Annotated in this window: 15 protein-coding genes; 11 read left to right on the top strand and 4 right to left on the bottom strand. The window is 74.8% G+C overall.

All coding sequences use genetic code 11. The annotated features are described in order from the left end of the window. The first annotated feature begins 6 nt into the window (after window positions 1-6). From ACZ7N4_RS01880 to trpC, 7 genes are all read left to right on the top strand, one after another. The gene (locus ACZ7N4_RS01880) at window positions 7-711 is read left to right on the top strand and encodes a DsbA family protein (protein WP_471352688.1); all 705 of its coding nucleotides are present in this window, start codon (window positions 7-9) and stop codon (window positions 709-711) included. Between the two features lie 138 nt (window positions 712-849). After that, window positions 850-12222 (top strand): amino acid adenylation domain-containing protein, encoded by an 11373-nt coding sequence (locus ACZ7N4_RS01875; RefSeq protein ID WP_471352686.1) that lies wholly within the window; start codon window positions 850-852, stop codon window positions 12220-12222. Continuing rightward, on the top strand, window positions 12219-12401 hold the full coding sequence (locus ACZ7N4_RS01870; protein ID WP_471352684.1) for a hypothetical protein: 183 nt from the start codon (window positions 12219-12221) through the stop codon (window positions 12399-12401). The genes ACZ7N4_RS01875 and ACZ7N4_RS01870 overlap by 4 nt, the downstream gene beginning before the upstream one ends. Further along, a complete protein-coding gene (locus ACZ7N4_RS01865) occupies window positions 12398-13273 on the top strand; it encodes an ABC transporter permease (protein WP_471352682.1) in 876 nt (291 codons plus the stop codon). The genes ACZ7N4_RS01870 and ACZ7N4_RS01865 overlap by 4 nt, the downstream gene beginning before the upstream one ends. Window positions 13274-13290: 17 nt before the next feature. Then, window positions 13291-14538 (top strand): cytochrome P450, encoded by a 1248-nt coding sequence (locus tag ACZ7N4_RS01860; protein WP_471352680.1) that lies wholly within the window; start codon window positions 13291-13293, stop codon window positions 14536-14538. A 1-nt stretch (window position 14539) separates the two neighbouring features. Beyond that, the gene (locus tag ACZ7N4_RS01855) at window positions 14540-15490 is read left to right on the top strand and encodes a TauD/TfdA family dioxygenase (protein ID WP_471352677.1); all 951 of its coding nucleotides are present in this window, start codon (window positions 14540-14542) and stop codon (window positions 15488-15490) included. 86 nt (window positions 15491-15576) lie between these two features. Beyond that, window positions 15577-16362, top strand: coding sequence for an indole-3-glycerol phosphate synthase TrpC (gene trpC / locus ACZ7N4_RS01850; RefSeq protein WP_471352675.1), 786 nt, complete (start codon window positions 15577-15579; stop codon window positions 16360-16362). Between the two features lie 158 nt (window positions 16363-16520). On the opposite strand, the gene trpD is transcribed toward trpC, so the two are convergent. Further along, window positions 16521-17591, bottom strand: coding sequence for an anthranilate phosphoribosyltransferase (gene trpD / locus ACZ7N4_RS01845; protein ID WP_467924785.1), 1071 nt, complete (start codon window positions 17589-17591; stop codon window positions 16521-16523). 147 nt (window positions 17592-17738) lie between these two features. Here trpD and pdxR point away from each other — a divergent pair, with 147 nt between their 5' ends. Then, the gene (pdxR, locus tag ACZ7N4_RS01840; RefSeq protein WP_471352673.1) at window positions 17739-19124 is read left to right on the top strand and encodes a MocR-like pyridoxine biosynthesis transcription factor PdxR; all 1386 of its coding nucleotides are present in this window, start codon (window positions 17739-17741) and stop codon (window positions 19122-19124) included. Between the two features lie 5 nt (window positions 19125-19129). On the opposite strand, the gene ACZ7N4_RS01835 is transcribed toward pdxR, so the two are convergent. Together ACZ7N4_RS01835 and ACZ7N4_RS01830 are read right to left on the bottom strand one after the other, a co-directional pair. Beyond that, a complete protein-coding gene (locus tag ACZ7N4_RS01835; protein ID WP_471352671.1) occupies window positions 19130-19711 on the bottom strand; it encodes an anthranilate synthase component II in 582 nt (193 codons plus the stop codon). Between the two features lie 14 nt (window positions 19712-19725). Beyond that, a complete protein-coding gene (locus ACZ7N4_RS01830; protein WP_471353137.1) occupies window positions 19726-21237 on the bottom strand; it encodes an anthranilate synthase component I family protein in 1512 nt (503 codons plus the stop codon). 210 nt (window positions 21238-21447) lie between these two features. Between ACZ7N4_RS01830 and ACZ7N4_RS01825 the strand changes: the two genes are divergently transcribed. Continuing rightward, window positions 21448-22827, top strand: coding sequence for a class II 3-deoxy-7-phosphoheptulonate synthase (locus ACZ7N4_RS01825; protein ID WP_471353135.1), 1380 nt, complete (start codon window positions 21448-21450; stop codon window positions 22825-22827). Window positions 22828-22853: 26 nt separating this feature from the next. Here ACZ7N4_RS01825 and ACZ7N4_RS01820 read toward each other — a convergent pair whose 3' ends face one another. Continuing rightward, the gene (locus ACZ7N4_RS01820; RefSeq protein ID WP_471352669.1) at window positions 22854-23585 is read right to left on the bottom strand and encodes a thioesterase II family protein; all 732 of its coding nucleotides are present in this window, start codon (window positions 23583-23585) and stop codon (window positions 22854-22856) included. A gap of 221 nt (window positions 23586-23806) precedes the next feature. On the opposite strand from ACZ7N4_RS01820, the gene ACZ7N4_RS01815 reads away from it, so the two are divergent. Both ACZ7N4_RS01815 and argH read left to right on the top strand, forming a co-directional pair. Beyond that, window positions 23807-24889, top strand: coding sequence for a pyridoxal-phosphate dependent enzyme (locus tag ACZ7N4_RS01815; RefSeq protein ID WP_471352667.1), 1083 nt, complete (start codon window positions 23807-23809; stop codon window positions 24887-24889). Further along, window positions 24886-26370 carry an argininosuccinate lyase gene (gene argH, locus ACZ7N4_RS01810; protein WP_471352665.1) on the top strand — a complete coding sequence of 495 codons (1485 nt, stop codon included), beginning with the start codon at window positions 24886-24888 and terminating at the stop codon, window positions 26368-26370. Before ACZ7N4_RS01815 ends, argH begins: the two co-directional genes overlap by 4 nt. Window positions 26371-26379 lie beyond the last annotated feature (9 nt).

Below are 26379 nucleotides of genomic sequence, written 5' to 3'. Positions count from 1 at the left end.
GCCACCATGCCCAAGAACAAGACGCCGCGGTTCTACTTCTCCCTGCGCAGCCCCTACTCGTGGCTCGCCTACCGCACGCTGATGACCGAGCACCGGGACCTCGCCGAGCGCCTCGAATGGGTGCCGTTCTTCGAGCCCGACCCGCTCAGCGCCCGGCTCATGGAGGAGCAGGGCGGCCGGTTCCCGTACTCGGAGATGTCCCGCGAGAAGAACCGCTACGTGCTCCAGGACGTCGGCCGCCTCACCAAGGCCCGCGGGATCAAGGTCACCTGGCCGGTCGACCGCGACCCGGTGTGGGAGGTCCCGCACCTGGGCTACCTGGTCGCCGCCGCCCAGGGCCGCGGCCACGACTACATCGACGCGGTGTACCGGGCCAGGTTCGGCCAGGGCCGCGACATCTGCGACCCGCGCACCATCGAGGACATCGGCTGGGAGCTGGGCATCGACCCGCAGCGCCTGTCCCGCGCCAGCGACCGGCCCGAGCTGCGCGCCGAGGGCATCCGCATCCTCCTCGACGTCTGCAAGGACGGCGTGTTCGGCGTCCCGTTCTTCGTGCACGGCTACAGCCGCTTCTGGGGGATCGACCGGCTCGACGCGTTCGTGGAGCACCTGCGCTCCCAGGAGGAGCCGGCCGCCGGGATACCGCGCGAGCTGACCGCGGTCGGCATCGGCACGGCCACCGACGACGGGCACGCGGGCGGCTGCGGCTGACCCCGCCCACCCCGGGCCCCACGACCGCCCTCCACGCACCACCACCCCCACGCACCGCCCCCCACCACCTCCACCCCACCCCCCATACCCACTCCACGACTACGGCGTGACTTCAGTGACCTTCGCTAGGGGACTGCTATGACATCCGTTCAGACGGCCGGCCTGCCGCTCACCGCCGGCCAGAAGGACATCTGGTTCGACGCGAAACTCTCCGGCGGGGGCGCGACCTACAACACCGCCATCTACTGGGACATCCGCGGACCGCTCGACCTCGACCTCTTCCGCACCGCCCTCGCCCGGCTGGCCGAGGAGTCGGAGTGCCTGCGCGCCCGGTTCGACGACCGGGGCGGCGAACCGCGCCAGTTCGTCGAACCGCTCGGCGCGCTGCCGCTGACCGTCACCGACGTCGGCACGGCCCCCGACCCCGCGGCCGCCGCCGAGCAGGCGATCCGCGCCGACCTCGCCGTGCCCTTCCCGCTGGACGAGGGCCCGGACGAGGCACCGGGCGAGGGGCCGGACGGCGCAGCGCACGTCCCGTTGTTCCGGCTGAGCGTGTTCACGCTCGGCCCCGAGCGCACCTTCTTCTGCCTGCTCAACCACCACCTCGTCTCCGACGGCTTCAGCTACGTCATCTACTTCCAGCGGCTCTCCGAGATCTACGGCGCCCTGCTCGACGGCACCTCCCTGGACGAGAACCGCTTCCCCCCGCTCGCCACACTCGTCGAGGCCGAGGCGGCGTACACCGCGTCGCCGAAGGCCGAACGCGACGCCGCCTACTGGCAGCGGCAGGTCGGTGACGGCCCCGGGCTGATCAGCCTCGCCACCCGCGACGCCGAGCCCGCCCAGACCTTCCACCAGGAGGGCACCGTCCTGCCCGAGCGCACCGCCGAGCTGCTGCGCTCGGTCGCCTGGGAGTCCCGGGTGACCTGGCAGACCACGCTCGCCGCCGCGCTGGGCGCCTACACCGCGCGCACCGCCGGCACCGAGGACGTACTGCTCGCCCTGCCGGTGACGGCCCGCGTCGGCGGCACCATGCAGCGCGTCCCCGGCATGGTCGTCAACAACCTGCCGCTGCGCCTGGCCGTGCCCGCGCACACCACCCGCGCCACGCTGCTGGCCGAGACGTACCAGGTGTTCTCCCAGAGCCTGAAGCACCAGCGCCACCGCGTCAGCAGGATCCGCCGGGCGATGGGCCTGTCCAGCGACGACCGGCGGCCCTTCGGCCCGTTCCTCAACATGATGCCGCAGGTCGAGAAGCTGGCCATCGGCCCCTGCGAGGCCACCATCTACAGCCCGTCCACGGGCCTGGTGGACGACCTGGAGTTCACCGTCGCCGACAAGGGCGAGGCCGGCATCGGCGTCGACCTCAGCGGCAACACCGCACGCTACGACCGCGCCGGGATCCGCACCCACCTCGACCGGTTCACCGCCTTCCTGGACGCCTTCCTCCGGGCCGCGCCCGACGCCCCGCTCGGCGGCCTCGACCTGCTCACCGCCGACGAGCGCGCCGACCTCTCCGCCACCCTCACCGGTCCCGTCCGCGAGACGCCCTACCGGGGCGTCGTGGAACGCGTCCGGGAGCAGGCCGCGCGGGCACCGCACGCGGTGGCCGTCACCGACGACGGCGGCAGCATCGACTACGCCGTACTGGTCGGCCGGGCCTCCGCCGTCTCCCGCCTGCTGACCGGCCACGGACCGGTCGCCGTCCTCACCGAGCCGGGCCGTGACTTCGTCACCGCGGAACTCGCCGTCCTCGGCGCCGGACGCGCCTTCGTGCCCCTCGACCCCGGCGCCCCGGCCGCCCGGCTGACCGCGCTGCTGCGCGACAGCGGCGCCGGTTCCCTGCTCACCCAGGACGAGCACGCCGACCTCGCACGCCGGATCACCGCGCCCCTGGACGAGCCGCTGCCCGTGCACGTCCTGGACGGCCGCACCGACCCCGCCGACGACCTGGCCCCCGTCACCGGCGGCCCGCTCGACCTCGCGTACGTCATCTACACCTCCGGCTCCACCGGCAAGCCCAAGGGCGCCATGGTGCAGCGCGGCGGCATGGTCAACCACCTCCTCGCCAAGATCGAGGAGTTCGGGCTGACCCAGGCCGACGCGCTCGTCCACAACGCGCCCGTCACCTTCGACGTCACCGTCTGGCAGACCCTGACGACCCTGCTCGTCGGCGGCCGGGTGCGCGCCTTCGCCCGCGGCGACATCGCCGACCCGGACGTCCTGTTCCCGGTCATCGGCGCCGAGGAGCTGACCGTCATCGAGGTCGTGCCGTCCCTGCTGCGCGCCACCCTCGACGTCTGGGACGCGGCCGGCACCGCACCCGCCCTGCCCGCCCTGCGCTGGATGATCTCCAACGGCGAGGCGCTCCCCGCCGACCTGTGCACCCGCTGGTTCGCCCGCTACCCGGGCATCCCGCTCGCCAACCTCTACGGCCCCACCGAGTGCTCCGACGACGTCACGCACGCCTATCTCACCGGCCCCGGCGACCTGGACGCGCCCGTCGTGCCGATCGGCCGGCCGCTGCGCAACACCCGGCTGTACGTCCTCGGCGCCGACCTGCGGCCGGTACCCCGCGGTGTCCAGGGCGAACTGTTCATCGCCGGCCGGGGCGTCGGCCGCGGCTACCTCGCCGACCCGCGCCGCACCGCCGCCACGTTCGTGCCCGACCCGTTCGCCGCCGACGGTTCCCGCATGTACCGCACCGGCGACCACGTCGTGCTGCGGTCCGACGGGCAGCTCGCCTTCGTGGGGCGCGTCGACCACCAGGTGAAGATCCGCGGCCAGCGCATCGAACTCGGCGAGGTCGAGACGGCCCTGCGCGCCCTGCCCGGCATCGCCGACGCCGTGGCCGCCGCCGTCACCGACCCGGCCGGACAGAAGCGGCTCGTCGGCTACGTCGTCGGCGACGGCGTCCGCCCGGACACCGCCGCCGCCCGCGGCCTGCTGGTCGAGCGGCTGCCCGGCGCCCTCGTGCCGACCGCCCTCGTCGCGCTGGACGAACTGCCGTTGACCGCACATGGCAAGGTCGACCGCAAGGCCCTGCCCGCCCCCGACTTCGGCGCCCCCACGCGGGGCCGTGCCGCCCGCACCGACGAGGAGCGGATCCTGTGCGCCGTCCTCGCCGAGGTCCTCGGCCTGCCCGAGGTCGGCCCCGAGGACGGCTTCTTCGCCCTCGGCGGCGACAGCATCAGCTCCCTCCAGGTCGTCAGCCGGGCACGCAGGGAAGGCCTGGTCATCACCGCCCGGGACGTGTTCCGGCACCGCACCCCCGCGGCCATCGCCGCCGCGGCCGGCCACACCGGGCAGGCCGCGCAGGCCGCGCCCGCCGCCGAGGAGGACGGCGTCGGCGAGGTCGGACTCCTCCCCGTCGCCGACCAGCTGCGCGAGCTGCTCGCCCATCTCCCGCAGGAGACGAGGGAGTTCGCGCAGTACGCCACCGTCACCGTGCCCGCCGAGGTCGACGCCCCCCGGCTGGAGCGCGCGCTCCAGGCCGTCCTCGACCGCCACGACACCCTGCGCCTGCGCCTCACCGTCCCGGTGCCGGGCCTGTGGTCCCTGACCACGCAGCCCCGGGGCGGCGTCACCGCCGCCGACGTGCTGCGCACCGCCACCCTCCCGGCCGACGGTGACCGCCCGGCCCGCCTCGCCGGCGAACTGGCCGCGGCCCGTGCCCGGCTGCGCCCCGAGGACGGCCTCGTCATGCAGGCCGTCCTGCTGAGCGACGAGAACCCCGACGCCCCCGGCACGCTCCTCCTCGTCGTCCACCACCTCGCCGTCGACGGCGTCTCCTGGCGGATCCTGCTGCCCGACCTCCGCGCGGCCTGGGAGGCCGTCGCCACCGGCACCGAGCCGCGGCTGGACGCCGTACCGACCTCCTACCGGCGCTGGGCGAAGACCCTGGCCGAGGAGGCCCGCACCGCGGACCGGGTGGCGGAACTGCCGCTGTGGACCGAGCAGCCGACCGGCGAGTCGGTCACGCTCGCCGAGCAGCCGCTGGACCCCGCCCGCGACGTGCACGGCAGCGCCGGCACCCTGCGCATCGAACTGCCCGCCGAGCACACGGCGGCCCTGCTCACCACGGTGCCCGCCGCCTTCCACGCCGAGATCAACGAGGTACTGCTCACCGGCCTCGCCCTCGCCCTCGCCGACCGCGCCCGCCGCGGCGGCTCCACCGCCACCCGCGCCCTGGTCGAGCTGGAGGGACACGGCCGCGAGCAGATCGCCGGCGACCCGGACCTGTCGCGCACGGTCGGCTGGTTCACCAGCGTCCACCCCGTCGGCCTCGACGTCGGCCGGCTCGACTGGGACGACGTGTGGCAGGCCGGCCCGTCCCTCGGCACCGCCCTGAAGCGGACCAAGGCCACCCTGCACACCCTGCCCGACCACGGCATCGGCCACGGCCTGCTGCGCCACCTCAACCCGCAGACCGCGGCCGTCCTCGCCCGCACCCCCGTACCCGAGCTCGCCTTCAACTACCTGGGCCGGTTCACCGCGAGCGGCGGCGACTGGTCCATGGTGGCGGGCGGAGCCGGACAGACCGCGGCCCCCGGCACTCCGCTGCGCCAGCCCGTCGAGGTCGTCGCCGTCACCGAGGACCGCCCCGACGGCCCCGTCCTGGTGGCCGACTGGACCTGGGCCTCCGCCCTGCTCGACGAGGCCGGCGTACGGGACCTGGCCGAGACCTGGTTCCGCGCCCTGCGGGCCCTCGCCGCGCACGCGGAACGGCCCGGCAGCACCGGCCGCATCCCGGCCGAGTTCCCGCTCGTCCACGTCGAGCAGCGGGAGATCGACGCCTACGAGGCCGAGCTGCGCGGCGTCACCGACATCCTGCCGCTCTCCCCGCTCCAGCGCGGACTGCTCTTCCAGGCCGAGTTCGACCGGCAGGGCATGGACGCGTACACCCTCCAGGTCGTCATGGACATCGGCGGCGCCCTGGACCGCACCGCCCTGCGCGCCGCCGCCGAGGCACTCCTCGAACGGAACCCGGGCCTGCGCGCCTGCTTCCGCGAGCGCGACACCGGCGACCCGGTCCAGCTGGTCCCCGGCCACGTCGAACTGCCCTGGACCGAGGTCGACCTGACCCACGTCGACGCGGCCGAGGTGGACGCCGAGGCCGCCCGCCGCACCGACGAGGAGTGGCTGCACCGCTTCGACGTCACCCGCGGCCCGCTGACCCGCTTCACCGTCTACCGGTTCGCCGACGACCGGCACCGCGTCGTCTGGACCACGCACCACATGCTGGTCGACGGCTGGTCCCTGTCCGCCGTGCTCGCCGAGGAACTCGTCACCCTGTGGGCCGACGGCGCCGACACGACCGCCCTCGCCCGCGTCGCCCCCGCCCAGCGCTACCTGGAGTGGTCGGCGGCGCAGGACAAGGAGGCGGCCCGCGCGGCCTGGCGGGCCGAACTCGCCGGCGTGGAGGGCGCCACCCGGCTCGGCCCCGCCGACCGCGACCGCGTCTCCGTGCTGCCCAGAACCCTCGTCGCCGGCATCCCGGACCAGGTCACGGACGCGCTCACCCGCTGGGCACACCGCCGCGGCCTCACCCTGAACACCGTGATGCAGGGCGCCTGGGCGACCGTCCTCGGCGCCCTCACCGGACGCGACGACGTCACCTTCGGCGCGGTCGTCTCCGGCCGCCCCGCCGAACTGCCGGAAGTGGAGCGGATGGTGGGCGCGTTCCTGCACACCCTCCCGGTCCGGGCCCGGCTGGACGCCGCACAGCCCTTCGAGGCGGTGCTCGCCGACCTCCAGGACCGCCAGCTCGGCCTCGAACCCCACCACCACCTGGGCCTGGCCGAGGTGCAGCAGTGCGCCGGAGCCGGCGAGCTGTTCGACACCGTCGTCAGCTTCCACAACTACCCGACCGGCGCCCTCGACCGCATCGGCGAGCACATACCCGGCCTGGCCATGCTCGGCTGGACCGCCCGCGTCGTCGCCGAGTACCCCCTGGCCATCGGCGTCTTCCCCGGCGCGGACGGGCGGCTGCGCGTCGAGGCCCAGTACCGGCCCGACGTGTTCACCGAGGAGCACACGGACGGCTTCGTCCAGCGTTTCCTGCGCGTCCTGGAGCGGCTCGCCGCCGACCCCGGCGTCCCGCTCGGCCACGTCGACACCCTCGACGACACCGAACGCCACCGGCTCACCCGCGCCTGGGCGGGCGTCGACGCCGCCAGGCCCGAACCCGCGGCCCTCGCCACCGACGCCTTCGAGCGGTGGGCGGCCCGCTTCCCGGACAAGCCCGCCGTCTCCCTCGGCGCCGACGTCCTCACCTACGCCGAGCTGAACACCCGCGCCAACCGGCTCGCCCGGCTCCTCGTCTCCCGGGGCGTACGAGCCGAACAGCCGGTCGCCGTCCTGCTGCCGCGCTCCCCGCAGCTGGTGGTGGCGGCCCTGGCCGCGCTGAAGGCGGGCGCCGTGTTCCTGCCCGTGGACGTCGACTACCCGGCCGACCGCATCGGCTACCTCCTGGCGGACGCGCGGCCCGCCGTCCTGCTCACCGACACCGACACCGCCGCCCGCCCGGCGGGGCTGCCCGAGCTGCCGATCGTCACCGACACCCCCCTGCTCCTCGACTCGCCCGGAACCGCGGCGGAGCTGGCGGACCTGGACGGCACCGACCTGACCGACGCCGGCGACCGGCACGGGACGCTTCACCCGCTGCACACCGCGTACATGATCTACACCTCCGGGTCCACCGGCCGCCCCAAGGGGGTGACCGTGCCGCACACCGGGCTGATGGCGATGGTCGACAGCCTCACCGAGCGGTTCGGGCTGGACGAGGACGTACGCGTCCTGCAGTTCGCGTCCTTCAGCTTCGACGCCTCCGTCTTCGGCATCATGCTGGCCCTGCTCAACGGCGGCACCCTCGTCATCGCCGACGAGGAGCACCGCACCCCGGGACAGCCGCTGGTCGACCTGATCAACGACGAGCGGATCAACCTGGCCGCGCTGCCGCCGGTCGTCGTCGGCGCGCTGCCCGAGGGCAGCACGCTCCCCGCCGACCTGCGCATGGTGGTCACCGGCGAGGCCGTACCCGCCGAGGTGGTCGACCGCTGGGCGGGCTCGGTGCGGATGTTCAACGGGTACGGGCCCACCGAGGCCGTCGTGGGCTGCACCGTCAGCGGGCCGCTCGTGCCCGGCCGCGGACGCCCCCCGATCGGCCGCCCGACCGCCGCGCACCGCGTGTACGTCCTGGACCGGGCGCTGCGCCCGGTCCCCGTCGGATCCGCCGGCGAGCTGTACGTCGGCGGCGGCCTGGCCCGCGGCTACCTCGGCCGGCCCGACCTGACCGCCCTGCGGTTCGTGCCCGACCCCCACGGACCGGCCGGCAGCCGCATGTACCGCACCGGTGACCTGGTGCGCTGGCTGCCCGACGGCGAACTCGACTACCTGGACCGCACCGACGACCAGGTGCAGCTGCGCGGCATCCGCATCGAACTCGGCGAGATCTCCACGGCCCTGACGGCCATGCCCGGCGTCGAGCAGGCGGCCGTCGTGATGCGCGAGGACGAGGCGGGCGAGCGGCGCCTGGTCGCCTACGTGGTCGCCGCCGGAGCCGGCGCCGGGGTGGACACCACCGTGCTGCGCGACCGCCTCGTGACGGAACTGCCCGACTACATGGTGCCGTCCGCCGTCGTCGCCCTGGACGCGCTCCCGCTGACCACCAACGGAAAGCTGGACCGCGCCGCCCTGCCCGACCCCGAACTGGGCGCCGGCACCCGGGGACGCGCCCCGCGCACCCCCGTCGAGGAGATCCTGTGCGGCCTGTTCGCCGACATCCTCGGCCGCGAACAGGTCCACGCCGACGACGACTTCTTCGAGATCGGCGGGCACTCGCTGCTCGCCACCCGCTTGGTCAGCCGGGTACGCAGCGTCCTCGGCGCCGAACTCCCCATCCGCGCCCTCTTCGAGGCCCGCACCGTCGCGGCGCTCGCCGCCCGCGTGGCCCAGGCCGACCGGGCACGCCCGGCACTGGCGCCCGCGCCGGCCGGGGCCGAGCGGCCGCTGTCCTTCACCCAGCAGCGCCAGTGGTTCCTCAACCGCCGCGAGGGCAGCGCCGACGGCTCCTTCAACTCGGTGCTCGCCTTCCGGCTCACCGGGCAGCTCGACGCGGACGCCCTCCAGGCGGCACTGCGCGACCTCGCCGAACGGCACGAGGTGCTGCGCACCGTCATCCCCGACACCGACGGGGTGCCCTCGCTGCGCGTCCTGGACGCCGTGGCGGGTACGCCCGCGCTGAAGGTGGTGTCGGTCCCGGCCGGCGAGGTGCGGGCGGCGGTGGCCGCCGAGGCCGACCGCGGCTTCGACCTCACCCAGGAGACACCGCTGCGCGTCCGCCTCTTCCCGGCGGGCCCGGGCGAGTGCGTGCTGCTCTTCGTGATCCACCACATCGCCTTCGACGGCTGGTCGATGGGCCCGTTCCTCGGCGACTTCGCCGCCGCCTACCGGGCCCGCGGCAAGGGCCGCGCCCCGCGCTTCGAACCGCTGCCCGTGCAGTACGCCGACTTCGCCGTCTGGCAGCGCGAACTGCTCGGCGACGACGACGACCCGGACAGCCTCGCCGCCGAACAGCTCGACTTCTGGCGCGACGCGCTCGCGGGCCTGCCCGACGAGACCCCGCTGCCCGCCGACTTCCCCCGCCCCGACCGGGGCACCCGGACCGGCGACGTGGTCCTGTTCGACGTGGACGCCGCACTGTGCACGGCCGTCGGCGAACTGGCCCGCTCCACCGGCACCACCGAGTTCATCGTCTTCCAGGCGGCCCTGTCGACGCTGCTGACCCGGCGCGGCGCGGGCACCGACGTCCCGGTGGGCGTCTCGGTCGCGGGCCGCACGGACGACGCGCTCGCGGACGTCGTCGGCATGTTCCTCAACACCCTGGTGCTGCGCGGCGACACCGGCGGCGACCCGACCTTCCGGGAACTGCTCGACCGGCTCCGGGAGACCGACCTCGCCGCCTTCTCCCACCAGGACGTGCCGTTCGACCAGGTGGTCGACGCGCTGCGGCCCGCCCGCGCACTGAACCGGCACCCGCTGTTCCAGGTGTCGCTCACCGTCCAGTACGACGGCGTACGCGACCTGGGCCTGCCCGGCCTGACCGCCCGCCCCGAGTACGTCCCGTCCCGGCAGGCCAAGCTGGACCTCGTCGTCGAACTGGTGCCGGCGTACGGCACGGACGGCATGCAGGGCCTGCTGACCTTCAGCGAGGACCTGTTCACCCGGGAGACGGCCGAGGGCCTCGCGGCGCAGTTCACGCAGGTGCTGCGCGGCGCGGTGGCCGATCCGGACATGACGATCGGCGACCTGGAGATCGCGGGGACGGACGCGCCCGCGGCCCCGGAGCGGTCCGCCGACCGCTCGGCCGACGGAGACGAAGGGGCCGGCGGCGCCGACGGCGACGGCTCGGCCGACGGTGACGCCTTCGCCGGCATCGTGCGGCAGCTGCCCGAGACGACCCTGCTCGACCTGTTCGCCGCGCGGGTCGCCGAGGCGCCCGACGCCGTCGCCACCGGAAGCGGCCCGCAGGCGCTGTCGTACGCGGACCTCGACCGGTACGCCGACGAGCTCGCGCACACCCTCGTCGCGGCCGGTGCCGGTCCCGAGCGGACCGTGGCACTCGCCGTGCCGCGCGCCGCCGACCAGGCCCTCGCGGCCCTCGCCGTCCTCAAGGCGGGCGCGGCCTATGTGCCGCTGGCCGCGGACGAACCGGCCGACGCGGTCCGCGCCCTGTTCGCGGACGTCGACCCGGTCTGCGTCCTGACCACCGCCGGCCTGGCCGGACGCCTGCGGACGACCGGGGTGCCGGTGCTCGTCCTCGACGTCGCCGGCCTGCGCACCGGGGCCGCGGTGCCGGACCCCCGGCCCGTGCCCGGCACGGCCCGGCCCGGACAGGCCGCGTACGTGACCCGCGGCGGCGCCACGGGCACCGTCGTGGAGCACCGCACGGCCGCCGCCCACGTCGCGGCCGCACTGGACGAGGGACGTCCGGGCGAGGCGGGCCTGTTCGGGGCGCTGCTGGCCGGCACCGGCGTCGCCACCCGGGAGCGCCCGTCCGCCGCATGGTCCGCCCCGGGCACCGTCCCGGCGGACGCCGCCCCGTGGCCCGCCCACGGCTACGTCCTGGACGAGGCGCTGCGCCCGGCCGCCGAGGGCGAGCTGTACCTCGCCGGCGCGGCCGTCGCCCGGGCCTACGCGGGCCGGGCGACGGCCACCGCCGAGCGGTTCGTGGCCGACCCCTGGGGCGAGGCCGGGGCGCGCATGTGGCGGACCGGCCGGAAGGTCACCCGGGGCGTGGCCGCCCCGGCGGAGCCGGCCGTCCCGGCGGCGGACGCTCCCGCCGCCGAGGCCGATCCGGTCGTGGAGCGGTTGTGCGCGATCGTGGCCGAGGTGGTCGGGGCCGGGTCCGTGGGCGCGGCGGAGAACTTCTTCGAGACCCGGTCGATGGACAGCATGAAGTCGCTGCGGCTGGTGGCGCGGGCCCGCAAGGAGGGCATCGGGATCACCATCGCGGACGTCTTCCGGCACCAGAGCGTCGCGGCCCTCGCGGCCGGACTGCGCCCCGGACCCGCACCGCGGCCCGCGCCGGAACCCGCCTCCGAAGCACCGGCCCCCGAGGCACCGGCCCCCGCGATGCGCAGCACCGTACGGGCCGTCGCCGAGGCGATCGCGGAGGCCGGGGAACCGGAGCAGACGGACACGTTCGCGCCGCTGCTCGCCATCCGGCCCACCGGCGAACGCCCGCCCGTCTTCTGCGTGCACTCCGGTGTCGGACTCGCGCTGTCCTACCTGCCGCTGGCCCGGTACATCGGGACGGAACACCCCCTGTACGGCCTGCAGTCGCCGACGGTCGTCGCCGGCGCGCCGCTGCCGGACAGCATCGAGGAGAACGCCGCCGCCTACGTCGAACTGATCCGGCGGGTCCGCCCCGAAGGGCCCTACCACCTGTTCGGCTGGTCCTACGGCGGCCTGCTCGCCTACGAGATCGCCGTGCAGCTCCGGGCGGCCGGCCAGGAGGTCGGGCTGCTCGCCAACCTCGACGCCTACCCCCGTACCGACGTCGTCGACGAACGGGACGTCCAGGGCTCCCTCGCCTGGCTCCTGGAGGGCATCGGACACGACCCCGCCGAGTTCGCCGGCCGCGACCTCACCCCCGCCGACCTGGTGGAGGTGCTGCGGCGCGACAACAACCCGCTCGCCCGGCTGGGCGAGGAGCGGATGAGCCGCATGGTCGGCCTGATGGCCCGTCACCAGGTCCTCAACACCCGTTACCGGCCCGGCCGGTACGACGGCGAGATGCAGCTCTTCCTCGCCGACCGCTCGCCCTGGGGCGAGGTGACGGACAAGGACCGGCTGTGGGAGCCCCACGCCCGCGGCCCCGTCACCGTCCACCACGTCGACTGCGGGCACGACGACATGCTCACCGGCCCGAACCTGGACCGCATCGGCCGTGCCGTCGCCGCCGAACTCGACCGGCTGCACGCCGCCTCGGACGGAGGCGACCGGTGAGGGCGGCGGCCTCCCGGGCGGCGACCCGCGCGGCCGCCGCCCGCCGGCGCCGGGTCTGGGCCGCCGCCCGCCGGGCCGGCTGGAAGGGCGTCCTCGCGGCCTCGGACCTCGGCACCGCGCGGGGCGGCACCCGGCGCACGGCACCGCCGACCACCCAGGACGATCGGAGTCCGGCATGACGACCACCCTCCCCCCGGCGCCGTCCCCCGCGGCGCCGACCCCCGGCCGGGCCCCCGCCCCGAGTTCCCCCGTCGGCGGGGCCCGGTCGGGCCTGAGGACCTTCACCACCGAGGTGCTGGCCGTCCTGGGACGCAGGCTGCGGCGGCTGCGCCGCGGCCCCGGCCGCGCCATCGGCGTCGTCCTCAACCCGCTGGTGTCGATGGTGCTGCTCGGCTACCTGTTCCGGGACGCCATCGCCCTTCCCGCAGGCGGCAGTTACGTCGAGTACGTCTTCGCCGGCGGCGCCGTCCAGGTGGGACTCGCCTGTGTCGGGCCGACGGCCGTGTCCATGGCGATGGACCTGCAGGGCGGCATCGTGGACCGGTTCCGGTCACTGCCGATCAGCCGGTCCGCGGTGCCCCTCGGGCACACCGCCGCGGACCTGCTGACCGCCCTGGCCGCGCTCGTCGTCACCACGGGAGCCGGGCTGCTGCTCGGCTGGCGCTCGCACACCGGTCTGCTGCCCACGCTCGGCGGGTTCGCCCTGATCGCCGCCTTCACCTACGTGATGCTGTGGCTCGGCGTGCTGCTCGCCACCACCCTGCGCAGCATCGAGACGATCAGCGTCGTCGCCCCGTTCATCGTCATCGTGCTGCCCTTCCTGTCCAGCGCCTTCCTCTCCCCGCAGTCCATGCCCGGCGCCGTCCGCCCGATCGCCGAGTGGAACCCGGTCAGCGCCGTCATCGCCGCCTGCCGCGACCTGTGGGGCAACCCCGCCACCACGGGACCCGGCTACGTCGGCGAGCACCCGCTGATCGTGGTCGCCGTGACGCTGAGCGCCCTGTTCGCCGTCTGCGTCACCGTCAGCCTGCGCCGCTTCAGCAAGCCCTGAGCAAAGGACCCTCCACCATGCCTGTCACAGCACGCGCGGCGGCGCCGGAGCCCGCCGCGCTCGACCTCACCGATCCCCAGACCTTCCTCGACGTCGACCAGCACGCCATGTGGCGCAGGTTCCGCACCGAGAGCCCCGTGCACTGGCACCCCGCGGGCCCCGGCACCCCCGGGTTCTGGGTGATCTCCCGGTACGAGGACGCGGTCGCCGTCTACCGGGACAACAAGCGGTTCACCTCGGAGAAGGGCACCGTGCTCACCACGCTGCTGCGCGGCGAGGACTCGGCCGCCGGCAAGATGCTCGCCGTCACCGACGGGGTGCGCCACCGCGAGATCCGCAACCTGATGCTGAAGTCGTTCTCGCCGCGCGTCCTCGCCCCCGTCGTGGACGGCGTCCACCGGCACACGCGGGACCTCCTCGGCGCGGCGGTGGCGTCGGACCGGGTCGACTTCGTCACCGACGTCGTCGACCACATCCCGATGCACACCATGGGCGACCTCCTCGACATCCCGGCCGCCGACCGGCCGCAGCTGGTCGAGTGGAACACCCGGACGCTGTCGCGGCACAGCTCCGACGAGGACGAGTTCGAGTCGCTCATGGCGCGCAACGAGATCCTGCTCTACATCTCCCAGCTCGCCGCCGAACGCCGGGCGAACCCGGGCGACGACGTCCTCAGCACGCTCGCCACCGCCACCATCGACGGCAAGCCGCTGAGCGACGACGAGATCGTCCTCAACAGCTACAGCCTCATCCTCGGCGGCGACGAGTCGACCCGGATGTCCATCATCGGCGGCCTCATCGCCCTGGCCGGGAACCCGGAGCAGTGGCGCCGCCTGAAGAGCGGCGAGGTCACCTCCGAAACGGCCACCGAGGAGATCCTGCGCTGGACGACGCCCGCCATGCACTTCGGGCGCCGCGCCCTGGTCGACGTACCCCTCGGCGACCGGGTCGTCAGGGCCGGGGACGTGGTCACCCTGTGGAACGCCTCCGCCAACTTCGACGAGGACGTCTTCACCGACCCCTACACCTTCGACGTCGGCCGCAGCCCCAACAAGCACGTGGTCTTCGGCCACGGACCGCACTTCTGCCTCGGCGCCTTCCTGGGCCGGGTCCATGTGAACGCCATGGTGGAGGCGCTGCGCGCCATGGTCGCCGACATCGTGCTGCTCGGCCCCCCGCAGCGCCTCTACTCCAACTTCATCCAGGGCTACAGCGGCCTGCCCGTCGCGCTGGGCGCGGAGCCGGCCGGCGAGGAGGTTCGCTGAGATGCGGCACGAGATCCGGACCGCGGGAGGCACCAGGCTCGCGGTCCTCCACACCGGCACCCCGGCCGGCACCTGGGACGAGAACCGCTGGGACGAGGTGCGCGACCGGGTGCGGGCGCTGCTCGACACGTACGGCGTGGTCATGCTGCGCGGCGCGGGCATCCCCGACACCACCGCCTTCCACGCCGCCGTCAGCGGCTTCGGCCGCGACCTCATCGACAGCTACCGCGGCGGCAACACCCCCCGCACGACCCTCTCCGACGGCGTCTTCACCTCCACCGAGTACCCGGCGCGCTACGACATCTCCCTGCACAACGAGCTGTCGTATGCCCGCAAGTGGCCCGACCGGCTGTACTTCTGCTGCCTCGACGCCCCCGACACCGGCGGCGCCACCCCGGTCTGCGACGGCGAGGCCCTGCTCGGCGCGCTCTCGCCCGCGCTGCGCGAGCGGTTCGCCGCCGGCGTCGTCTACCGGCAGTACCTGCACGGCGGGGCCGGCCTCGGCAAGTCCTGGCAGGACACGTTCGAGACGGACGACAAGGCGGTGGTCGAGGAGTTCCTCACCGCCTCCGAGGCCGAGTTCGAGTGGACCGGCGACGGCGGCCTGCGGGTGCGCCAGCACCGCCCCGGTGTCATCGAGAACCCGCGCACCGGCCGCGACACCTGGTTCAACCAGGCCGACCAGTGGCACCCGTCCAACCTCCCCGACGACGAGGGGGAGCTGCTGATGTCGCTGACCGACTCGGTGGACGACCTGCCGCACTGGGTGACGTACGCCGACGGCACCCCGCTGTCCGACGCGGACCTCGCCGAGGTCCGCGCGGCCCAGCGCGCGCACCAGCTGGCCGAGCCCTGGCAGCAGGGCGACGTGATGATCGTGGACAACCCGTCCGTGCTGCACGGCCGGCAGGCGTTCACCGGGACGCGCAAGGTCGTCGTCTCGATGACCTGAGCACAACGGAACGAGGGGCCCGGCGGGTGCGCCGGGCCCCTCGCCACGGCACACCGAGGCAGGACGGACGGAACGGGGGAGTACGGATGACAGTGCTCGACGACATCGTGGCGGGGGCCCGCGAGGACCTCGCCGCACGCCGGCGGACCGTGCCGGAGCGGGAGCTGAGGGAGCGCGCGGCGGCGCGCGGCCCGGGCGTCGACTGCGTACCGCTGCTGCGCGCGGCGGACGGACGGCCGAGGATCATCGCCGAGGTGAAGCGGGCCAGCCCGTCCCGTGGACCGCTGGCCGAGATCGCCGACCCGGCCGCGCTGGCGGCGGCGTACGAGAAGGGCGGCGCCGCCGCGGTCAGCGTGCTCACCGAGCGCCGCCGGTTCGGGGGCAGCCTCGCCGACCTGGACGCGGTGCGGGCCGAGGTCGCCCTGCCGGTGCTGCGCAAGGACTTCGTCGTGGACCCCTACCAGGTGTGGGAGGCCCGGGCACACGGCGCGGACCTGGTGCTCCTGATCGTCGCCGCGCTCGAACAGCCGCTGCTCGCCGACCTGTCGGCGCTGGCGGCGGAGGCCGGCCTGACGGCGCTGGTGGAGACCCACGACGAGGCGGAGGCGGAGCGCGCCCTCGCCGTCGGCGCGCGCGTCGTCGGCGTCAACGCGCGTGACCTGAAGACCCTGCGGGTCGACCCCTCGACGTTCGGCCGGGTGGCCCCGCTCCTGCCGGCCGGCGTCGTGCGCGTCGCCGAGTCGGGCGTGCGGGGGCCCGCCGACGTGGCCCGGTACGCGGCGCTGGGGGCGGACGCGGTGCTGGTGGGGGAGGCGTTGGTGACGAGCGGCGACGGCGCGGGTGCCGTGGCGGCGCTGACGCCGGGCGGCTAGGCGTCTGCGGGGTTCTGTCCGGGCCCGGGTGCGGGTGCCTCCGGGGCCGGTCGCGCCCACGCGGCGGCAGCCGCACATCGTCACCGCCCCGCGCCCCTGAGATGCGCACGTCGTGCGGCATCCCGTCGGGCGCGGGGCCGTGTGGCAGTCCCCCGCGGTCAGGCCACCGCCACCGCACGCCCCCGCACGGCGGCCATCCGCTCCGCCGAGACCGCCACCCACCGGTCCAGCACCGCCGCCGCCGCGCCGGAGTCGATCGCCCGGGCCGCCCGCCGCACGCCGGTGGCGAGGCGCTCGGTCAGGGGGCCCGGGCCGCCGTCGAACGCGGCCAGGCCCGCTGCCGCGGACAGGAGGACCGCGTCCCTGACCGGACCGGTGGCGCCCGCCAGGACCTCGCGGGCCACCCGGGCGTTGTGGACCCGGTCCCCGCCGCGCAGCGCCTCCGCGGGCGCCAGGGGGACGCCGACGTCCCGCGGATCGAAGGACTCCCGGCGCACCGCACCGCCGGACACCGACCACACCGTGGAGGTAGTGGTGACCGTCAGCTCGTCCATCCCGTCGTCACCGCGGAAGACCAGCGCGTCCGTGCCCCGCCGCGCCAGCACCTCGGCGATGCGCCGCGCCAGCACCGGATCGGCGACCCCGACCGCCTGGGCCGCGGGCCGCGCCGGGTTGGTCAGCGGGCCGAGGGCGTTGAACACCGTACGGATACCGAGCTCGCGGCGCGGGCCGGCGGCGTGCCGCATCGCCGGGTGGAACAGCGGGGCGAAGCAGAAGGTGATCCCGGTCTCCGCCACGATCCCGCCCACCTCGCCGGCCGGCAGGTCGAGCGACACCCCCAGCTCCTCCAGCACGTCCGCCGACCCGCAGGCCGAGGACGCGGACCGGTTGCCGTGCTTGACGACGCGGGCGCCGGCCCCGGCCGCGACGAGCGCCGACATCGTGGAGATGTTCACGCTGTGCGAGCCGTCGCCGCCGGTCCCGACGATGTCGAGGCAGCGGCCCGGCACCGCCAGCGGCACCGCGTGCCGCAGCATGCCGCGGACCAGGCCCTCGATCTCGGCGGCCGTCTCGCCCTTCACCCGCAGCCCCATCATCAGCGCGGCGAGCCGGGCGGGGCCGGCCGCGCCGGTCATCGCCTCGTCCATCGCCCATTCGGCCTGCCCCGTGGACAGGTCCCGGCGGTCCAGCAACGTGCTCAGCAAGTGCGGCCAGTCGTTCACGGACATCTCCTCGTAGCCGAAGGACGAAGGAACCAGGGAATTCGCTCCTCAGTCTGGGAAATGCGCGGTCCGCATTCCAGACCAGTGCCGAGCCGTTGATGCGGTCCAATTCCGCCGACGCGAGAAACGTGTACAGGAAGGGAATCGAGTGTCATGCACGTCGCGATGAAAGTCGTACGGGACTGCGAGGTCCCGCTGACGTCCCAGATCCAGCGATTCATCAAGAGCGAGGTGGCGGCCGGCGTCCTGCACCCCGGCAGCCGGCTGCCCTCCAGCCGCAGCCTCGCCGACGACCTCGGCGTCTCCCGCAGCGTGGTCGTCGAGGCGTACGGACAGCTCGTCGCCGAGGGGTACCTGGAGGCGGTGCAGGGCGCCGGCACCCGTGTCGTACGGCATCTGGGGCCCGAGCCGGCCGTCGTCCCGACCCTGCTGGACGACGGCCGGGTGCCCGCCGTGCGCTGGGACCTGCGCCCGGGCGCCCCCGCGTTCCCGCACTTCCCGCGCCGCGACTGGCTCACCAGCTACCAGCGGGCCCTGCAGTCCGCCGACCCCGCCGACCACGACTACCCGCCGCCCGCCGGGGTGCCGGCCCTGCGCGTCGAACTCGCCCACTACCTGGGCCGGGTGTGCGGGGTGCCGGGCACACCGGACCAGATCATGGTCGTCGCGGGATTCGCCCAGACGCTCGGTCTGCTCGGCGCGGCACTGCCCGAACTGGGCGTGGACGCGCTCGGCATGGAGAACCCGGGGCACCCGCGGCAGCGCCGGTTCGTGCGCGAGTGCGGGCTGCGGCCGGTGCCGCTGCCGGTCGACGCGGAGGGCATCGACGTCTCCGCGCTGCGGGCGTCCGGGGTGCGGGCCGTCCTCGTCACCCCCGCCCACCAGTACCCGACCGGAGTCACCCTGTCCGCGCGGCGCCGCGCCGAACTCGCCGCCTGGGCACGGGAGACCGGCGGCTGGATCGTGGAGGACGACTACGACGGCGGCCTGTGGTACGAACGCGGCACACCCCGGCCGCTCGCCCTGCGCCGGCTCGCCCCCGACCACGTCGTCTACGCCGGCACCGCCAGCAAGACCCTGGCCCCCGGGCTGCGCCTGGGCTGGCTCGCGGCCCCGCGCCCCCTCCTCGACCCCCTGCTGCGCGCCCGCGCCCGGCACGACCTGGGCACCGACAGCCTGGCACAGCTGGCGTTCGCGGAGTTCCTGCGCAGCGGCCTGTACGACCGCCATCTGCGCCGCCTCAACTCCCTGTGCCGCGACCGCAGACAGGTCCTGGAGGCGGCGGTGCGCCGGCACCTGCCCGGCGCCGTGGTGCTGGGCCCGGCGGCCGGCCTGCACGCCTGCATACGGCTGCCCCCGCGCACCGACGAGGCGGCACTGGTCGCGGGGGCGCTGCGCCGCTCCGTCCTGGTGCGCGGGGCGGCGGGCTTCCACGCGCGGGCGGGGGAGGGCGCGCCCGCGCTGGTGGTGGGGCACGCCCAGCTTCCGCGCACGGGCATCGAGGAGGCGATCGCGGAGCTGGGCAAGGTCCTCGGCTGACGCCGTCAGCCGACCGGGGCGGGCCGCATCCGGAGGAAGTTGCGCATCATCGTCAGACCGCCCGTGGTCATCACCGACTCCGGGTGGAACTGCACCCCCTCCACCGGCAGCGTCCGGTGCCGCAGGCCCATCACATAGCCGTGGTCCGCGGCGACGGCCGTGGTCACCAGCTCGTCCGGCAGGGGATCGGCGACCAGCAGCGAGTGGTAGCGGGTCGCCTCCACCGAATGCCCGAGCCCCTGGAACAGACCCGTGCCGTCGTGCCGTACCGTGCTGGTCCGCCCGTGCATCACCTGCTCGGCCACCTCGATCCGCCCGCCGTACGCGAGCCCGATGGCCTGGTGCCCCAGGCACACCCCGAGCACCGGCACCCGCCCCGCGAACTCGTGCACCAGCTCCACGTGCCCGGAGTCGGCGGGATGCCCGGGCCCCGGCCCGAGCACCACGGCGTCCGGTTCCAGGCCCGCCAGACCGGCGGGCGTCCGGGTCAGGGAGCGCACGACCCGGGTCTCCGCTCCGAGCGTGCGCAGGTACTGGTCGATGATGTGCACGAAACTGTCGTAGGCGTCGATCAGCAGAACCCTCATGGGCCCGTCCCCTCTCACAGCAGCTCCTCCCCGGTCAGCGCCCAGTAGGCGGCGCCCATCTTCGCCAGCGTCTCCCGCCACTCGGCCTCCGGCTCGGACTGGGCGACCATGCCGGCCGAACTCTGCGTGGAGTACGCCGTGCCGTCGTACACGACCGTGCGGATGCACAGGGCCAGCTCGGCCCAGCCGCGCACGTCGATCAGCCCCACCGCGCCCGCGTAGGCGCCGCGGCCCTCGCCCTCCAGGCCGTCGATGACCTCCATGGCGCGGACCTTGGGTGCCCCGGTCATCGTCCCGGCGGGGAACGTCGCACGCACCGCCTGCCACACGTCCACGTCCGGCTCCAGCTGCCCGGAGACCGTCGACACCAGGTGGAAGACGTGCGAGAAGCTCTCCACCTCCATGAGCCGTTCCACGGGCTGGGTGCTGGGGCGGCTGACGCGGCCGATGTCGTTGCGGCACAGGTCGACCAGCATGATGTGCTCGGCCTGCTCCTTGACGGACTCCCGCATCTCCTTGACGCGGCGCCGGTTCTCCTCCTCGTCCCGGCAGCGCCGGGCCGTGCCCGCGATGGGCCGCATCACGATCTCGTCGCCCGCCCCGCCGTCCGGCTCGATCCGGAAGAACAGTTCCGGGCTCGCCCCGATCAGGGTGTCCCCGGCCCGCGGCAGCACGTACATGTACGGCGACGGGTTCCGCTCGCGCAGCCGCCGGTAGACGTCCAGCGGCTCCAGGTCCGTGGTGACGTCGATGCGGTGCCCGATCTGGATCTGGTACAGGTCGCCGACCCGGAGGTGCTCCAGGCAGCGGTCCGCCCAGCCCAGGAAGGTCTCCCGGTCGACGCTGTCCCGCACCGAGCGGGGCGCGGGCGCCCCGGGAGCGCCGCCGGGGCCGGCCCCGGCCGCCGCGGCGGCGGCAGCGGCCACGTCGGCACCCGGCCCCGCCCCCGCGAACTCCGGGGCCCGTGCGCGCAGGTGACGCGGTGCGCCGCCCGCGACGTCGTACCAGACGGTCTCCCGGAAGAGCGACAGCGTGATGTCCGGACCGTGCGGCTCCTTGGTCCGCTCCGGCAGCGTCTCCATGTGCCAGGCGGACTCGTACGCGAAGGTGGCCAGGAAGCCGAACGCGTAACCCCGCGCGGGCGCCTCGCCGCTCACCTCGAAGACCCGCTGGGTCCGGCCGAGCGCCGCCCAGAGCATGTCCTGGCCGGTGAAGCGCAGCCGGTACAACCCGGGTTCCGGACCCGGCGCCCTGTCCCGGACGAGTCCCGCCGCCCCGGCGGCCCGGGCGAGTGCCGCCGCCACCGCCGGGACGCCGTCGATGTCGAGGTACCGGTCGTACACCCGGATCTCGGCGAGCCGTCCGACGCCCACGGCGGCCGAGCGCCGGTCCTCGCCGGCACCGGCCAGGCTCTCCAGGAGGAACACGTCGTCCGAGGGGCGGCCACCGGTCAGCCGGGTGTAGAGCGCGAGCGGTTCGTGCCGGGGGACAGGGGCGGAGCTGACGTGCACGTCGATGGTTTCCATTGCGGTCAAGACGAACTCCCCACCTTTTGTTCCGTCAGGGTGTGACGAGAGTCAATCAACCGGTCGGTGAACGGGGCCAGACCAATTCCGTGGGACCGGTACGGTCCATTTCTCAATTACTTGACCGGGTGCACGGAGCGGATATGTAGTGGGCGCACATTCGACGCACGTACGGCACATACGGAAGGCAGACGCATGGCCACCGAAGTGATGGAAAAGCCCGAACGGCACACCGTCGAATCCGCCCCGGCCGCCGATTCCGTCGCGGCCGCCGACTCCTGGCGCGCGTTCCCCGCCGCCCAGCAGCCCGACTGGCCCGACCCGGCCGCGCTGCGCGACGTCACCGGCCGCCTCGCCGCGGCCGCCCCGCTGGTCACCGCCGGCGAGTGCGACGCCCTGCGCGGGCGCATGGCGGCCGTGGCCCGCGGCGAGGCGATCCTGCTGCAGGGCGGCGACTGCGCCGAGACCTTCGCACAGGTGACCCCCGACTCGGTACGGCGCAAACTGAGGACGCTGCTGCAGATGGCGGTCGTCCTCACCCACGCCACCGCGCTGCCGGTCGTCAAGGTCGGCCGGATGGCGGGGCAGTACGCCAAACCGAGATCCAGTCCGGTCGAACGGCAGGGCGGGCTGACCCTGCCGTCGTACCGCGGTGACGCCGTCAACGGCCTGGAGTTCACCGCCGAGGCCCGCACCCCCGACCCGGACCGGCTGCACACCATGTACGAGGCGTCGGCGCGCACCCTCGGCCTGGTCCGCTCCCTGACCACCGGCGGCTTCGCCGGCCTGAGCCAGGTCCACGCCTGGAACCGGGGGTTCGTGGCCAGCTCACAGGCGGGCCGGCGGTACGAGGCACTCGCCGACGAGATCGGCCGCAGCCTGGCCTTCATGCGCGCCTGCGGCATCGACACCCGGGAACTGGGCACCGCCGACTTCCACGTCAGCCACGAAGGGCTCCTGCTGGACTACGAGGCCGCCCTCGTCCGCACCGACCCGGAGACCGGCCGCGCCTACGCGGGCAGCGGGCACCTGCTGTGGATCGGGGAACGCACCCGTCAGCCGGACGGCGCCCACCTCGAGTTCTTCTCCCGCCTCAGCAACCCGATCGCCGTGAAGCTCGGCCCGGCCGCCACCGCCGACGACGCGCTGAAACTGATCGACCGCCTCGACCCGAGGCGCGAGCCGGGCCGCCTGACGTTCGTGGTCCGCGCGGGCGCCGACCGGGTGCGGGACGTGCTGCCGGTCCTGATCGAGAAGGTCGGCGCCGAGGGGGCGCGGGTGTGCTGGGTCAGCGACCCGATGCACGGCAACACCACCACCGCGCCCAGCGGTCACAAGACCCGCCGCTTCGAGACGGTGCTGGACGAGGTGCGCGGCTTCGTGGAGGTCCACCGCGCCCTCGGCACCCACCCGGGCGGCATCCACGTCGAGCTGACCGGCGACGACGTCACCGAGTGCGTCGGCGGCGGCAACCCGCTGCTGGCCGAGGACCTGCCGGCCCGGTACGAGACGGCCTGCGACCCGCGCCTGAACCACACCCAGTCACTGGACCTCGCCTTCCTGCTCGCGGAGATGTACCGCGACCGGTGACCGGCGGACCCGCCGGCCACCCCGGATCACGGCAGCCCGGCTTCTCCGCGGGGCGCCTCCAGCGTCCGGGTCACCAGCCCGTGCGGCGGGTCCTGCTCCAGGTAGAAGTGCTCCCCGGGCAGCGTCCGGAACCGGAACGGACCCCGGGTGACCCCCCGCCAGGCCGCCGACTGGGCCGCGCTCACCCGGGGGTCCGAGGCGCCGACCAGCGCGGTGACCGGGCAGGCGAGGGGGTCGGCGGGGCCGCGGCCGTACCCGGCGAGCATCCGGAAGTCGGCCCCGATGTAGGGCAGCACCAGGTCCACGAACGACCGGTTGCGCAGCAACCCCGGGTCGGTGCCGCCCAGTTCGAGCAGGGTCCGGGTGACCGCGGCCTCGTCCCAGGTGGTCGCCGCCGCCGGGTCCGGCAGGTGCAGCTGCGGGGCGCGGGCCCCCGAGGCGAACAGGTGGTCCACGGTGCGGCCCGCCGCCTCCAGGGCCCGGGCCGTCTCGTAGGCGACGGTCGCCCCCATGCTGTGCCCGAACAGGGCGAGCGGCCGGGAGTCGTCCACCGCCAGCAGCTCCGCCGCGATCTCCCGGGCCATCGGGGCGAGTTCGGTGGCGTAGGGCTCGCCGAACCGCTCGGCGCGCCCCGGGTAGCACACCGCGAGCACCTCCACCGTGCCGAGGGCCTTCCCCCAGCCGCGGAAGAAGTACGGCGAGCCGCCCGCGTGCGGGAAGCACACCAGGCGCCGCTCGGCGAAGGGTCTCGGTTCCACCACTTGTGTCCACAGCATCCTGCCCCCAGGGGTCGTCGCTCGCTCACGCACTCACCGGTGCCCCGGCCATGCTCGTGCGCCGCGCTGACACCCCGCTGACACGGCGGTCCCCGCCCGCACTGTCAGCCGCCTGTCAGGGCCGCTCGTCAGCATGGACGGTACGGGCCTCCTGCCGTCAGCGGCAGGACCCGTCCCGTCCCCCGACCCACCCCAGGAGCATCATGCCGCCGGCCACCTCGACGTACCCCTCGATCACCGAGGCCATCATGATGCCGCGCCTCGTCCGGCTCGGCTCCAACCTCTACGGGGCCGTCTTCACGCTGATGAAGCTGCTGCCCGCCCACTACATCCTGCAACGCGCCCGGGACCGGGGCGAGCTGGGACCCGACACGGTCATCGTGGAGACCACCTCCGGCACCTTCGGGCTGGCCCTCGCCATGCAGGCCGCCCTGCTGCGCCGCAAGCTGATCCTGGTCAGCGACCCGGCGATCGACGCCAACCTGTACCGCAGGCTCACCGACCTCGGCGCCCGCGTCGAGATCTGCCAGGAGCCCTCCCCGGTCGGCGGCTACCAGACGGCCCGCCTGAACCGGCTCGCCGAGATCCGCGCCGAACTGCCCGACTCCTTCTGCCCCGAGCAGTACAGCAACCCCGACAACCCGCGCTCCTACGGCGCCGTCGCCGACCAGTTGCAGCGCACCCTCGGCACGGTCGACTGCCTCGTCGGCCCGGTCGGCTCCGGCGGCTCCATGTGCGGCACCACCCGGGGGCTGCGGGTCCGCACCCCGCACACCGTCGCACTCGGCGTCGACACCCACCGCAGCGTCCTGTTCGGCCAGGAGGACGGCCCGCGCGAGCTGCGCGGCCTCGGCAACAGCCTGTGGCCGGCCAACCTCGACCACAGCGTGTTCGACGAGGTCCACTGGCTGTCCGCCGCCGAGGCCTACGCCAGCACCCGCGCGCTGCACACCCGGCACGCCCTGTTCCAGGGCCCGACCAGCGGCGCCGCCTACCAGGTCGCCCGCTGGTGGGCCGAGCGCAACCCCGACCGCACCTGCGTGGTGATGCTCCCCGACGAGGGCTACCGCTACCAGGCCACCGTCTACGACGACGCCTGGCTCGCCGCCAACGGCCACGCGGCGGCGGACCGCCCGGCCGAGCCGCTGCGCGTCACCGAGCCGCAGGCCGCGGGGGAGCGCTGGTCCCGGCTGGTCTGGCGCCGCCGCGGGTACGACGCGGTACCGGGCGTGGCCGCGCGGGACACCGGGGACCGGACGGCGCCGGCGGACGGGGTGCTGTCGTGAGCGTCCAGGACCCCGGGGCCGGGGACACCGGCCGCCTCACCCGCACCCTCGCCCCGCGCACCCGCCGCATCGTCTACGGCGAGCAGGGGCCCGACGACGTCCGCCGCGAGCTGGAGCCCATCACCACGGTCGACCTCGCGCACATCGTGATGCTCGTGCGCAGCGGTCTGCTGCCGGGCGGCGCCGGAGCCCGGCTCGTCACCGCCGTCCGCGCGCTGCGCGACAGCGGTTTCCGCGCGCTGGACGGTCTCGACGCCCCGCGGGGCGCCTACCTCATGTACGAGGGGCACCTCTCCGACGCACTGGGCGCGGACGTCGGCGGCAAGCTGCACACCGCCCGGTCCCGCAACGACCTCAAGGCGACCGTCACCGCGATGCGACTGCGCGACGAACTCACCGACCTGTACGGCGAGTTGATGCGCCAGCAGGGCGTGCTGCTCGCGCGGGCACGGGCGCACGCCGACGTCGTCATGCCCCTCTACACCCACTTCCAGCCCGCGATGCCGGTCAGCTACGGCTACTACCTGGCGGGCATCGCCGCCGCCCTCGACCGCGACCTCGCGGCCCTGGCCCACACCGTCGACGAACTCGACCGCTGCCCGCTGGGCGCGGGCGCCGTCGCCGGCACCGACCTGCCCATCAACCCCGAGCACACGGCCGCGCTGCTCGGCTTCACCGCACCGCCGCTGCACGCCACCGACGCCGTCGCCGCCCGCGACACCCTGCTGCGCTCCCTCGCCGTGGTCGCGTCGGCCGCGGTCACCCTCAGCCGCCTCGCCACCGACCTGCAGCTGTGGAGCACCCAGGAGTTCGGCTTCCTCGACTTCCCCGAACGGCTCGTCGGGGGCAGCTCCGCGATGCCGCAGAAACGCAACGCGTTCCTGCTGGAGCACGTCAAGGCCAAGGCGGCGATCGCCGTCGGCGCGTGGACGGCGGCCGCCTCCGCCATGAAGTCGACCCCGTTCACGAACTCCATCGAGGTCGGCACCGAGGCCGTCTCCGTCGCCTGGCCCGCCCTGGCCGCCGTACGGGACCAGATCCTGCTGGGCCAGGTCCTGGTGTCCGGCGCGCGCCCGGTCGCCGGGCGGATGGCGGACCGCGCCCGGGAGGGCTTCGTGACGGCCACCGTGGTCGCCAACCGGATGGTCGCGCGGGGCGTGCCGTTCCGCACGGCCCACCACGTCGTCGGCGCGGCCGTGCGCCGCGCGGTCGAGTCCGGCGAGACCGAACTCACCGGCCTGGACGGCCTCGAAGGACTCGACGGGGCCGGGCTGCCCGGGCTGCACGAGGTCGTCGCGGACCTCGACCGCGGCGGCGGCCCCGGGGAGTGCGCCAAGGTGGTGGACGCCCTGCGCGGCCGGCTGGCCGAGCACGCCCGGTGGGCCGCCGCCCACCGGGCACGCCTGCGCCAGGCCGCCCGCCGGCTGGACGACGAGGCGGCGGCCGTCGTGGCGCGGTACGCGCCCGGAGGCCTGGGGTGAGCGGCGGCT

The sequence above is a fragment of the Streptomyces sp. NPDC107654 genome, assembly GCF_055639035.1.
The sequence above is the reverse complement of the archived record's forward strand: the minus strand, read 5'-3'. Positions and strand labels throughout refer to the sequence as shown.